Below are 12,333 nucleotides of genomic sequence, written 5' to 3'. Positions count from 1 at the left end.
CTCCTTGACAAATTTTCTTGTCAATGGAATCCTGCGGCATGCTCGATCTCGACATCCTCGATACACCGGCAGCGGCCGCCCTCGCCCTCGACCCGATCAAGGCGCGGCTTCTCGCCGAACTCTCGGTTCCCTCCTCCGCAGCCGCGCTTGCCGGCCGCGTCGGCTTGACGCGCCAGAAGGTCAACTATCACCTCAAGGCGCTGGAAGAGGGCAAGCTGGTGGAGCAGACCGAGGCGCGCCACTGGGGTGGCATCACCGAGCGGCTGATGGTGGCGACGGCGCGCTCCTACGTCGTCTCGCCCGCGGTACTCGGCCCGGTTGGCGCCGATCCCGCTCTCAATGGCGACCGGCTCTCCGCGAGTCACCTCATCGCGCTCGCCGCCCGCATCGTGCGCGAGGTCGGCGCGCTCTGGCGCAGCGCGCGGGCTTCGGACAAACGGCTCGCCACGCTCTCGATCGACACGACGATCCGCTTCGCCTCGCCCACCGCACGCGCCGCCTTCACCGCCGATCTCACCGACGCGGTCGCGGCGCTCGCCGCCCGCTATCATGACGACACGACCCCGGGCGGCCGGCCGCACAGGCTGGTGGTCGCCGCATATCCCGCACCTCCGGAAACCGAAAGGAAGACCCATGCCGACGAACTTTGACGCCACCGGCAAACGCTGGGTGGAGATGGAATTTCTGGTGCCCGGCACCCCCGACCAGGTCTGGCAGGCAATCGCGACCGGACCTGGCAACACTGCCTGGTTCACCACGGCCGAGATCGAGGGAAAGATCGGCGGCCAGATCACCTTCCATTTCATGCCGGGGGTCACCTCCGGCGGCACGGTCACCCAGTGGGAGCCGCCGCACCGTTTCGGCTATGTGGAGGTGGGCTGGGCCGAAAATGCGCCGCCGGTCGCCACCGAGATCAGCATCGTCGCGCGCTCCGGCGACCAGTGCCTGATCCGCATGGTGCATTCCCTCTTCTCTTCGACCGATGACTGGGACAGCCAGATGGAGGGGTTCGAATCCGGCTGGCCCGGCTTCTTCGAAGTGCTGCGGCTCTATCTCCGCCATCATGCCGGCGACACCGCCGCGTCCTTCCAGATCAGCGCCGAAGCGAAGGGCGAAGACCTCGTGGTCTGGCGCAAGCTGCTCGACGGGCTCGGCCACGAAACGGCCGATGCCGGCGAAAACTGGACCGTCGACGCCGGCGAAACATTTTTCGGCGAAGTGGTTCGCGTGCGACAGGACGAGGAGCAGCGCTACGTTCTGGTGCACATTGCCAGCGACGTGCCCGGCGTCGGCCTGTTCGGCATCTACCGCATGGGCGAAGCGGTCCGACTCAGCGTCTGCCGCTTCTTCTACGGCCCGAAAGCCACGGAGACCGCCGCTGCGACCGAGCCGACATGGCAGGCCTGGCTCGATGGCATCGCAAAATCCTGAAACGAAAACGGGCCGCGCTGATCACGCGGCCCTTTTGGCACTTTCCACAAAGCTCTCCTCCGTCATGCTCGGGCTTGACCCGAGCATCCACAGCCGCGGGTGCCGCGTAGATCCTCGGGTTAAACCCGAGGATGACGATGGAGTTTGTGGCATGGTCCAATCAAACAATCGGCCCCTTGTTACTCCGCGAAAAAGGCGAAGCGGATGACGAAGAGGACCGCGACGATGGCCGTCGCCGGGTGGATGTCCTTCCACTTGCCGGTAAACAGCTTCAGCACGACATAGCTGATGAAGCCGAAGGCAAGGCCGTTGGCGATCGAATAGGTGAAGGGCATGGCGAGCGCGGTGAGCGCCGCCGGTGCCGCTTCCGTCAGGTCTTCCCACTCGATCTCCGTCAGTTCGCGCATCATCAGGCCTGCCACGTAAAGCAAAGCCGGCGCCGTCGCATAGGTCGGCACGGAGGCGGCGAGCGGCGAGATGAAGAGGGCGGCGAGGAACAGGATGGCGACGGTGAAGGCGGTGAGGCCCGTACGCCCGCCGGCCTGCACGCCGGACGCGCTTTCGACGTAGGCCGTCGTGCTGCTCGTGCCGATCAGGGAGCCTGCGACGATCGCCGTGCTGTCGGCGAGAAGCGCGCGGCCGAGGCGGCTGGGCTTGTTTTCCTGGATGAGGTTGGCGCGCTTGGCGACGCCGATCAGCGTGCCGGTCGCGTCGAAGACTTCGACGAGCACGAAGACCAGGATGACATGGATGAGACCGCCATGCAGCGCACCCATGATGTCGAGCTGCAGGAAGGTCGGCATGATCGACGGCGGAGCCGAGACGACGCCGCGGAACTCGCTGACCCCGAAGATCCAGGAGAGCACCGTGACGGCGAGGATCCCGATCAGGATCGCGCCCTTCACGCGCAGCGCATCGAGCACCGCGATGACGAAGAAGCCGAGGATCGCCAGAAGCGGGCCGGTTTCCTTCAGGCTGCCGAGGCCGACGAGCGTCGCCGGATTGTCGACGACGATGCCGGCATTCTTCAGGGCGATGATGCCGAGGAAGAGGCCGATACCGGCGGCAATTGCACTGCGCAGCGAATGCGGGATGCCGGCGATCAGCCAGCTGCGCACGCCGGTCACCGTCAGGATGACGAAGATGATGCCCGAGATGAACACCGCGCCCAGCGCCTGCTGCCAGGTGAAGCCCAGGGCTGCCACGACGGTGAAAGCGAAGAAGGCGTTGAGACCCATGCCCGGCGCCATGCCGATCGGCCAGTTGGCGACGAGCGCCATGACCAGCGAGCCGAGAGCCGCGGCAAGACAGGTCGCGACGAAGACGGCATCCCGGTCCATGCCCGTCGTCGACAGGATGTCCGGGTTGACGAAGATGATATAGGACATGGTGAGGAAGGTCGTGAGACCCGCGATCACCTCTGTGCGCACGGACGTGCCGTGCTCACTCAGCTTGAAAAGCCGTTCAAACATGTTTTCTCCCCCTGGCGCTGCCTGAGGCGCGCCGTGCGAAACTTCCGGGTCAAAGCTCCTCCAGCCACCCGGTCCTGACCGACGCTTCGCGCTGCGAACCGCCGCCCCCGCGGATTTCCCGCGCCCGCGCGCCGCTGTCCGCCGGAAGCCGGCCGCGGTTGATCACAGTTTCGTCATATTGCTTGTTTGAGCGCAGTTGCGCCAGCCGGGCATTTCCCCGAATTTGAGCGAAACTCTTTCACGATTCGCCTGATGCGGGGCACGGATTCGCCTAAGCGGCGGCGCGATTTGTCGGATCGGCAGGGGCCTGCGTCACTCGCAGACGTCGACCCATTCGCCCTTGACCAACGCCGCCATGCGCTCCGGTGCAATGCGCACCGCCGCATTCGTCGCGCCGGCGGCCGGAACCACCTCGTCGAACGGCCGGAGCGACACGTCGCAATAGACCGGCACGGGAGCGGGCAGGCCGAACGGGCAGACGCCGCCGACGGGATGGGACGTGATCGCCAGCACCTGTTCCGCATCGAGCATGCGCGGCTTTGCGGCAAAGCGATCCTTGAATTTCCGGTTGCTGAGCCGCGCCGTGCCGGCGGCGACGAGCAGCACGATCTCCTCGCCGATGCGCAGGCAGATCGTCTTGGCGATCTGTTCCGGCGCCACCCCATGGGCTTCGGCGGCGAGCGTCACCGTCGCCGAACTCTGCTCGGTGACGAGCACCGCGACATCGGGAGCGTTTTCGGAAAAGAAGCTGCGGACGGATTCGAGAGACATGCCCATGTTCATAGCCAGTCCGGCGGCCTTCTTGCAAGAGGCCACCGAAAAGCAACGCATACTATGCTTTTACGCGTAGATGCCGCCGGTCGGGATCGTGCCGGCCGTCGAGCCCGGCAGGAAGGTCGCCGCCTTGCCGAACGTGTTGATGACGCCGTTCGTTTCGGCGATGTAGCGGCTGCCGGTGGCCGTGCCGACGATCGTCGGGTTGGAGAGCGCCACGGTGCCGCAGCTGCTGGCGGCGATGAACTGCGTGAAGGCCGGCGTGCCGGACAGCGTGAAGGTGCGGTTCACGCCCGTGAGATAACCCATGGCGATGTTCATATGCCGCCGCGCGCCGCCATTGATGGTGTAATTGTCCTCCAGCACGATCTGGCAGGGGCTGTCGGCAAAGATGTGGTCGGCGTTGGCGCCGACCGCGCCGAACTCCATCTTGCCGAGGCGGAGCGTGACGCCATTGCTGACCGAAAGCGCATGGATGAGATCCGTGCCGATGGCGATCCGCAGGCCGCTGACACGGAGCTGCGCTCCGTTGCGGAAGCTGAGCCCCGAGGACAGCACGACCGAGGCCGGCGTCGTCTCGTTGCCCTTGATGAAGAGCGTGCCGCCGCCGATCAGCGGCCGCACGACGGTCGCGCCGGCATAGGTGCCGTTGGCAAGCTCGATCGTCACGTCATAGCTCGCGCAGTCGAGTTTGTGCGCCTCGTCGATCGCCTTCTGGAGCGTCGCAAACGGCGTTCCCGCGGACAGGCCGTTGTTGCTGTCGCTCCCTGTGGTCGCAACATAGTAGGTAAGATTGCCGGTCAGCTGCGGCCGCAGGCCGACGGCGCCGGCCGGAAAGGACACCCTGCCCGTCGCCTGGTCGACGACCATGGCATCGTTGAAGGTGGAGCCGTCGGCACTCACCTTGACCCGGAACGCATCGCTGCCGGCAAGCCCCATCTCGGCCCGCCCGGACCAGCCCGTCTGGAACAGCAGCGACGCCGTGTCCCCCGCATTGGCCTTGTTTATCTTGACCTGATGCCCGGCACCCTCGTTGGTGAACAGCGAAGCGGGCGAGGCCACGGCAAGCCGGTTCATCGCATCCGCCGTCGTGTTGATACCGACTTCAACCGGAATCGCGACACTGACGGTCGCAAGCTCCCATTCGCCCTCCTCGAATGTCAGCATGCGGTTTTCGTCCGTCGCGTAGGCCAGCCAGCCGTCGCGCGGTGTATAAAAGGTCCAGACCCCATCCTGCCAGGCCGCGACATCCCTCGCCCGCCCCGTCCAGGCCCCCGTCGCGCCGACAGGCACGATATAACGATCCCCCGCCGCAGGACTTCCCGGCGGGCTCGCCACACTCCGGCTGCCGACAGCCAGATGAAGCAGCGCATCGATCGCCTTGATGGCCTCGTTGTGCGTCACATGCTTCTGGGCCTGTGCGGGAAGGATATAGGGAAGATAAAGATTTTCGGTCGCGTCCATGGTTCCGGTTCCTGTGTCGGTTTTCCGGAAGTATACGGACGCGAAGAAGGGCGGGGAAAACGGCGGCTGATTTTGCCCGGTAGAAGCGGCACAAGCCCGCGTTGATTGCGGACTTTGTCGTAACGGGTTGCGAGGGCCTGACTGCATGGAGGCTTGTAAATTAAGCCTCAGCCGGCGGAGGGGAATGATTTCCGCTTTGGCGTCTGGCTTTGCGCAAAAGATCTCGTTCACACGACATGAACATGCTGCTCCGTCCTCTGGCCGTCTGTGTCACGGTTTTCTGAACCATTTCGACGCCGGCCCTTACTCGCTTAATTCAATCCATAAACTCGGCATAATTTCTGTAGAGTTTTGATTTCATCGTTGCTATGTTTTCGCAACGAAGCCCGTGACGCGCGCTGGAATGGGCTGCGACCGAGACACCTATCCGAAGAAGGAATCTCCAATGGACATCCCCTCAAAAGCCGACGTGCTCATTGTCGGCGGCGGCATCGCGGGCTGCTCGATCGCCTATCATCTGACAAAGCTCGGCATTACCGACGTCGTTCTTTGCGAACGGCGCCAGCTGACGAGCGGGACGACCTGGCACGCCGCCGGGCTGGTGACGCAGCTGCGCGCGACGCGCCAGATGACCGAGCTTGCGCAATATACCGGCGAACTGTTCGGACATCTGGAGGCCGAAACCGGGCAGGCGACGGGGTTCCGCCGCTCGGGCTCGCTGCGCGTGGCGACGAACGATGCCCGGTACGAGGAGCTTGCGCGCGGCGCATCGATGGGGCGGAATTTCGGCCTGCCGGTCGAGGCCGTCAGCCCCGGTGAGATCAGGGAGCGCTGGGGGCCGATCAGCACCGATGGGCTGGTGGGCGGCTTCTGGTTCCCGAACGACGGACAGGTCAACCCCGCCGATGTCACAATGGCCTATGCGAAGGGCGCACGCATGGGCGGCGCGCGGATCATCGAAAACCTTTCGGTGACGAAAATCCTCGTCGAGAGCGGCAAGGCCGTCGGCGTCATGACCGAACATGGCAGGATCGAAGCGCGCACCGTCGTCATCTGCGGCGGCATGTGGTCGCGCGATCTCGCGGCCGAGATCGGCGTGACTCTGCCGCTTCACGCCGCCGAGCATTTCTACGTCGTAACGGAAGCTATTCCCGATCTTCCCCGCGACCTTCCGGTGCTGTTCCTCTCGGACGAGTGGACATATTACAAGGAGGATGCCGGCAAACTTCTCGTCGGCTTCTTCGAGCCTGTCGCCAAGCCATGGGGCCAGAAGGGCATTTCGGAAACCTTCTGCTTCGACACGCTGCCCGAGGATATCGATCATATCGCGCCGCATCTCGAAGCGGCGACTGCCCGCGTTCCGCTGCTGGAACATACGGGCATGCAGCTCTTCTTCAACGGGCCGGAAAGCTTCACGGCGGACAACAGGTATCTGCTTGGTGAAACGCCGGAAGTCGCCGGCCTGTTCTGCGCCACCGGCTTCAACTCCATCGGCATCCTTTCCTCCGGCGGAGTTGGAAAGTCGCTCGCGGCCTGGATCCGCGACGGCCGCCCGCCCGTCGACCTGATCGACGTCGATGTCCGGCGCACGCAGGGTTTCCAGCGCAACCGGCGTTATCTGGAAGACCGGACGGTCGAATCCCTCGGGCTGAATTTCGACATGCACTGGCCTTCACGGCAGTTCACGACGGCGCGCGGCGTGCGTCGCTCGCCGTTCCACGACCGGCTGGTGGCTTCCGGCGCCTTCATGACGGAGCTTGCCGGATGGGAGCGCCCCGGCTTTTACGGCACGCCGGAAGAGGTCGCCAATATTCGTTATTCCTATGCGAAGCCGAGCTGGTTCGAGAATGTCGCCGCCGAATGCCGCAACACCGCCGAAAACGTCTCGCTGTTCGACCATAGCTGCTTCGTGAAATATGTCGTCGAAGGACCAGATGCGCTGAAGACGCTCAACTGGATCAGCGCGAATGAATGCGACGTCGATGTCGGCCGTGTCGTCTACACGCAATGGCTGAACGAGGCGGGCGGGATCGAGGCCGACGTCACCGTCACGAGGATTGCGGAAGACGCCTTCCTCGTCGTGACCGTCGCGGTCTCCCAGAGGCGCGATTTGGCATGGTTCAAGCGCCATGTTCCGCAGGGCGCGCGCGTCCACATTTCGGATATCACGTCCGGCCTGTCGATGCTGGCGGTCTGGGGTCCGAAGGCACGCACGCTGATGGCGCGTGTCTCGCCGGACGACTTCTCGAACGAGGCCTTCCCCTTTGCGACAAGCCGCGAGATCGACCTCGGTTATGCGCGCGTACGTGCGAGCCGCCTGACATTCGTCGGCGAACTCGGCTACGAGCTTTACATCCCAAGCGAGCAGGCCGCGCATGTGCACGATGTCCTGACCGAGGCCGGCAAGGATCTCGGCCTGAAGAACTCAGGCTTTTTCGCCTTGAACGCGCTGCGCATGGAAAAGGGCTATCGCCACTGGGGCCACGATATCGGCGAAGAGGATACGCCGCTTGAAGGCGGTCTCGGTTTTGCGGTCGCGTTCGACAAGGCCGGCGGCTTCATCGGCCGTGAGGTCCTGCTCCGCCAGAAGTCCGAAGGCGCCGTCAGGAAGCGCCTCGTCCAGGTGAAGGTGAACGCCGAGGGCGATGCGCCCATGCTGTTCCACCACGAGCCTCTGCTGCGCGACGGCAAGATCATTGGTTCAATCATGTCGGGCGCCTATGGCCACCGCGTCAAGGCATCACTCGGCCTCGGCTATATCTCCTGCGCCGAAGGCGTGACCAAGGAATGGCTAGCGAGCGGCACCTGGGAAGTGGAAGTCGCGATGAAGCGATACCCGATCGAGGTTCAACTCGGCCCCTGGTACGATCCCAAAGGCGAACGGGTTCGCGGATAGCACGACAGACAGCTCCAGCCCTGCCGCCGAAGCTGCTTTTATCTCCGTTCCGTATGATGGGATTAGAAGGTGGGCGGCGTGTTGACCCAGACGAGGCGGCACGGCACGGTTCCGACCGATCGCCAGGAATGGGCCCGATGACTTTCGAAATAGATCGAGTCGCCCTCGTTCAGCGTGGCGAGGCCGAGACCGTCCACCTCGATCTCGAAACTGCCTTCCAGCACGCGGATGAACTCCTCCCCCTCATGCCGATAGAAGCCCTCGCTTCCCGCCCCCGGCGAGAGGGTCCATTCCTGGCAATCCATCATCCGGGGGCCGGATGCCAGCTCGCGTATCTGGATGCCGGTGCCGAGCGACGGCAATTGCCGGCCCTCGCCGCTGCGCACCACGACCTTGACGACCTCGACGGGACTGGCCGTCAATTGGGTCACCGTGACGCCGAGCGCTTGCGCAACCGCGCGAAGAAGAGGCACGCTTGCGCCGCGCGAAGTGCGCTCCAGCGTGCTGAGGATCGAGGGCGAGATGCCGAGCTTCTCGCCCAGTGCGGTGATCGTCAGCTTCTTTTCCTTGCGCAACCGCCTGATCTCGTGGCCAAGCCGCGGGGACGGAGCATCGTCGCCAGCAGGCGCCTGCGCACCGGGCGGAGCCTCCTCCAGCGTGGATTTGATTGCCGCAAGATTGAGGCCCTGCACGGAGCGGAGCCGGACGATCTGGTGAACGCGGGCAAAGTCGTCTTCGCTATAGAGCCGGTAGCCGCTGGGCGTACGGGATGGCGCGATCAGGCCATGCTGCTCCCAAAGCCGCAACGTCGCCGGCGGCACCCCCGTCGCCGCCGAAATCTCCGAAACCTTGTACAACCTGCCCATTGCGCCTTGCCCGCCATCTTGCCGCTCTGGTTTGCTACGCAACAATCCCGCCAATATCAACCGATGGCGGGTCGGGTGCGGCGGGCGCCGGCCGCATCGTTGGCCGGGCGATGGCGGACAGCGAATAAAACATTGCATGCTTTCTGCAAAATCTTAACATGCGTCGGAAGCAGAGGCCACGCCTTCCCGCAAGCCTCGCCGCGTCATGCGACCACTTTGACGTACGGGCGACGTCAGCGTGGCTTCGGCGTGATGACGAAGATCGCGGTCGTCGGATGGCTGTCGGAGGGGTTGTAGAACGTATGAAGGCGTCGCGGATCGAAGGTCATGGCATCGCCGGTGCGCAGGACGAACGTCTCGTCCTCCAGCTTGAGGGAAAGTTCACCGGACATGACGAGGATGAACTCCTCCTCTGCCCTGAGACCGTAGAGCTGCTCGCCGCCGGTGCCACCGGGCTCGATTTCCGTCCAGATCGCCTGGATCCGGATGCTACCGCTCGGTGTCAGCAGATGATCGGAAACGCCAGTGCCGCCGAACTTAATCGGCGTTCGCTCATCGGCACGCACGACAGCAGATTCGGAGGAACTGAACAGGTCGCCGACCGGCATGCCCAACACCTCGCACAGCTTCACCAGCGAGGCTACGGAAGGAGACGTCTTGTCCCGCTCGATATCGCTGAGAAAACCCTTCGTAAGCGAGGTCGCCTCCGCAACGGCATCGAGGGTCAGGTCGAGCTGCCGCCGCCGTTCCCGCAGGAGATGGCCGATGCGCGGAGACTGTTTGCCGGTGTTTCTGGAGGTGGGTGTATCTGCCATACAGCTGCCTTGAATGAATCTGCCAGACTATCGATCATATCAGGCAGAGCGTCGTCAAGGCGATAAAGTTCGCTATAAAAGAACTTTGTTGACTTTAAACGAATTTACTGCGACCCCTATCAAGGCTCGGACACACGGGCCTAACGAACGGATGTTCTAGGGGAACACGTAAAATGGTTTCTGTAATCAAAGCATCGTGCATGGCACTTGCGGCTTTCGCGGCATCGGCTGCCGTATCGCTCGCAGCCGAGGGCGCACGCCCGAGTTTTGCCGACAAGGGGGAATTCGTCGTGTGCACGGACGCGACATTCCCGCCGATGGAATTCTTCGAAAAGGCCGGCGACCAAGCGCCCGTCGGCTACGATATAGACCTCGCTGGCGCGCTGGCGGAGCATTGGCAGGTGAAGTCGCGTCTCGTCGTTGCCGACTTTGCCGGCCTCCTGCCCGGCCTTGAGGCGCAGCGCTGCGACGCCGTCATAAGCGGCATTCTCGTGACCGAGGAACGCACCAAGACCTATGACGCTCTGCCCTATCTCGGCACGGCGCTCGTCGCCTTCACCTCGGCAAAGAGCGACCTGACGATTACCGACCCGGCCGATCTGAGCGGCAAGGTTGTCGCCGTGCAGGCTGGTACGCATTATGTCGAGCAACTGGAAAAGGTCAGCGCGGCGCTGAAAGCGGCAGGGCGCGACGAAATCAGCATCCAGACCTATCCGAAGCAGACGGATGTCATCCAGCAGGTGCTGGTCGGCCGTGCGGCCGCGGCGGTTTCGCAGGACACCGAACTCGCCTATCGCGAGATCCAGAATCCGGGGCAGTTGAAGACGATCTACACCTTCCCTGGCGAGGACAATTTCGGCGTCTACCTGCGCCGCAACGGGGGCGACAAGGAGGCTGTCGGCGCTGCACTCGCGGAGCTCGCCGCAAACGGCACGCTCAAGACCATCACTGAGAAATGGCGCCTGTCACCCGATGCGATCGCTGCGGGCAAGTAAACGGCTCACCACCACCTGACCGCATTTTCCACGCGACCCGCGCTCCGGCGCGGATCGCCTCTCCCCGCATCGCTCCACAAAAACCACGGCCAGTGACCATGACATTCGATCCTTCCGTTTTCTGGAGCGCGCTGACATCGGAGGCCTTCTTCCGGGGAGCGTGTGTCACCGTCCTCCTCTCGCTGTTGTCGCACGGCGTGGGCATCGCAATCTCCATTCCCGTTGCGGTGGTCATCAATCGCGGCACGGGCTTTCTTCCCGGCATCCTGCGGGGTTTCGTCGGCGTCCTGCGCGGCGCGCCGACGCTGCTCCAGCTGCTTTTCGTGTGGAACGCGCTTCCCCAGTTCTTTCCGATCTTTCGGGAACCCTGGTTCACGCCGTTCCTTGCCGCGTGGATCGCACTCAGCCTCAACGAGGCGGCCTACCAGGTCGAGATCAACCGGGCAGCCCTCAAGGCGGTCGATCCGGGCCAGGAGGCGGCCGGCGAGGCGCTCGGCCTCAGCCGGTTCCAGATCTTCCGGTTCATCACTCTGCCCCAGGCGATGCGCATCGCGATACCGCCGACGGTCAACGAGTTCATCACGCTTCTGAAGATCACCTCGCTTGCCTCCGTCATCTCCCTGCAGGAGCTGATGAGTTCCGCGTCGCGCGCGGTTTCGACGACCTTCCAGTTCTCAGAATATTATGCCGCAGCACTCATCTACTATCTGATCATGGTCTACGCGCTGGTCTTCCTTCAGGGCAAGCTTGAGCGAAAGTACAGCTGGGACCGCAAGCAGGCCGAAGACGCCGGCGATCCGGGCGCCGTCCAGAAAGCCATGGCTTTCTTCCGCCGCGCCTGAGCCCCGAAAGGACCATACAAATGAGCGAGATCATCCGGCTTACCAATGTCGGCAAGCATTATGGTGCGTTTCAGGTTCTGCAAGGCATCAACCTGTCGGTGAAGAAAGGCGAGAAGATCGTCATTTGCGGGCCGTCCGGCTCCGGAAAGTCCACGCTCATCCGCTGCATCAACCATCTTTCCCCCCATGATGCCGGCTCGATCCGCGTCAACGACGTCGAACTCGGCGGCAGCAACAAGAGCGTCGCCGCCATCCGCCGCGAGGTCGGCATGGTGTTCCAGAACTTCAACCTCTTTCCACACCTCTCGGTGCTGGAAAACTGCATTCTGGCGCCGATGCAGGTGCGCGGGCAATCCCGCGCCCGGGCGGAGGAAACCGCCATCCGCCTGCTCGGCCGCGTCCACATCGCCGACCAGGCGCGCAAGATGCCCGCCCAGCTTTCCGGCGGCCAGCAGCAGCGCGTCGCGATCGCGCGGGCGCTCTGCATGGAGCCGGAAGTGATGCTTTTCGACGAACCTACCTCCGCCCTCGACCCGGAAATGGTCGGCGAAGTGCTGGACGTCATGGTGGAACTTGCAAGCGAAGGCATGACGATGCTGTGCGTGACACACGAGATGGGGTTCGCGCGCAAGGTGGCGGACCGGGTGATCTTCATGGATGCCGGGCAGATCGTCGAGATTGCCGAGCCAGAGGATTTCTTCAGCGCGCCGAAGACCGAGCGGGCGCGCAACTTCCTCTCGCAGATCATGCACTGAACGCGCATCGCCGCAGCCGCAAT

The 12,333-nt window shown here is 63.7% G+C and carries 11 protein-coding genes; 6 read left to right on the top strand and 5 right to left on the bottom strand.

Annotated features, from left to right (window positions below; genetic code table 11):
- Positions 1 to 38 precede the first annotated feature (38 nt).
- Together AC1RWL_RS30510 and AC1RWL_RS30505 are read left to right on the top strand one after the other, a co-directional pair.
- Positions 39 to 650, top strand: coding sequence for a helix-turn-helix domain-containing protein (locus AC1RWL_RS30510; RefSeq protein WP_493097247.1), 612 nt, complete (start codon positions 39 to 41; stop codon positions 648 to 650).
- Positions 634 to 1,431, top strand: coding sequence for an SRPBCC family protein (locus AC1RWL_RS30505; protein ID WP_493097248.1), 798 nt, complete (start codon positions 634 to 636; stop codon positions 1,429 to 1,431). The genes AC1RWL_RS30510 and AC1RWL_RS30505 overlap by 17 nt, the downstream gene beginning before the upstream one ends.
- Positions 1,432 to 1,610: 179 nt before the next feature.
- On the opposite strand, the gene AC1RWL_RS30500 is transcribed toward AC1RWL_RS30505, so the two are convergent.
- The 3 genes from AC1RWL_RS30500 to AC1RWL_RS30490 all read right to left on the bottom strand — a co-directional run bounded on the left by AC1RWL_RS30500 (position 1,611) and on the right by AC1RWL_RS30490 (position 5,141).
- Complete coding sequence (locus tag AC1RWL_RS30500) at positions 1,611 to 2,903, bottom strand: NCS2 family permease (protein WP_256121335.1); 1,293 nt, start codon at positions 2,901 to 2,903, stop codon at positions 1,611 to 1,613.
- A 312-nt stretch (positions 2,904 to 3,215) separates the two neighbouring features.
- Positions 3,216 to 3,674, bottom strand: a complete 459-nt coding sequence (locus AC1RWL_RS30495) for a YbaK/EbsC family protein (protein WP_256121334.1) — start codon at positions 3,672 to 3,674, stop codon at positions 3,216 to 3,218.
- 69 nt (positions 3,675 to 3,743) lie between these two features.
- On the bottom strand, positions 3,744 to 5,141 hold the full coding sequence (locus tag AC1RWL_RS30490) for a DUF2793 domain-containing protein (protein ID WP_493097249.1): 1,398 nt from the start codon (positions 5,139 to 5,141) through the stop codon (positions 3,744 to 3,746).
- Between the two features lie 445 nt (positions 5,142 to 5,586).
- Here AC1RWL_RS30490 and AC1RWL_RS30485 point away from each other — a divergent pair, with 445 nt between their 5' ends.
- Positions 5,587 to 8,037: a GcvT family protein gene (locus AC1RWL_RS30485; protein ID WP_493097250.1), complete on the top strand. Its 2,451-nt coding sequence runs from the start codon at positions 5,587 to 5,589 to the stop codon at positions 8,035 to 8,037.
- Between the two features lie 62 nt (positions 8,038 to 8,099).
- Here the strand turns inward: AC1RWL_RS30485 and AC1RWL_RS30480 are convergent, their stop codons facing one another.
- Together AC1RWL_RS30480 and AC1RWL_RS30475 are read right to left on the bottom strand one after the other, a co-directional pair.
- Positions 8,100 to 8,903 carry a MerR family transcriptional regulator gene (locus tag AC1RWL_RS30480; RefSeq protein ID WP_493097251.1) on the bottom strand — a complete coding sequence of 268 codons (804 nt, stop codon included), beginning with the start codon at positions 8,901 to 8,903 and terminating at the stop codon, positions 8,100 to 8,102.
- A 233-nt stretch (positions 8,904 to 9,136) separates the two neighbouring features.
- Positions 9,137 to 9,718 carry a cupin domain-containing protein gene (locus AC1RWL_RS30475; protein WP_493097252.1) on the bottom strand — a complete coding sequence of 194 codons (582 nt, stop codon included), beginning with the start codon at positions 9,716 to 9,718 and terminating at the stop codon, positions 9,137 to 9,139.
- Positions 9,719 to 9,918: 200 nt separating this feature from the next.
- Between AC1RWL_RS30475 and AC1RWL_RS30470 the strand changes: the two genes are divergently transcribed.
- The 3 genes from AC1RWL_RS30470 to AC1RWL_RS30460 all read left to right on the top strand — a co-directional run bounded on the left by AC1RWL_RS30470 (position 9,919) and on the right by AC1RWL_RS30460 (position 12,310).
- Positions 9,919 to 10,713: an ABC transporter substrate-binding protein gene (locus AC1RWL_RS30470; RefSeq protein WP_493097253.1), complete on the top strand. Its 795-nt coding sequence runs from the start codon at positions 9,919 to 9,921 to the stop codon at positions 10,711 to 10,713.
- Between the two features lie 98 nt (positions 10,714 to 10,811).
- On the top strand, positions 10,812 to 11,555 hold the full coding sequence (locus tag AC1RWL_RS30465; RefSeq protein WP_493097254.1) for an amino acid ABC transporter permease: 744 nt from the start codon (positions 10,812 to 10,814) through the stop codon (positions 11,553 to 11,555).
- Positions 11,556 to 11,575: 20 nt separating this feature from the next.
- Positions 11,576 to 12,310, top strand: a complete 735-nt coding sequence (locus AC1RWL_RS30460; RefSeq protein WP_493097255.1) for an amino acid ABC transporter ATP-binding protein — start codon at positions 11,576 to 11,578, stop codon at positions 12,308 to 12,310.
- Positions 12,311 to 12,333 lie beyond the last annotated feature (23 nt).

It is taken from the genome of Shinella sp. GW821-FHT10F02 (assembly GCF_058809275.1).
Note: the sequence above shows the minus strand (reverse complement) of the source record. Positions and strands in the feature narration are given on the sequence as shown.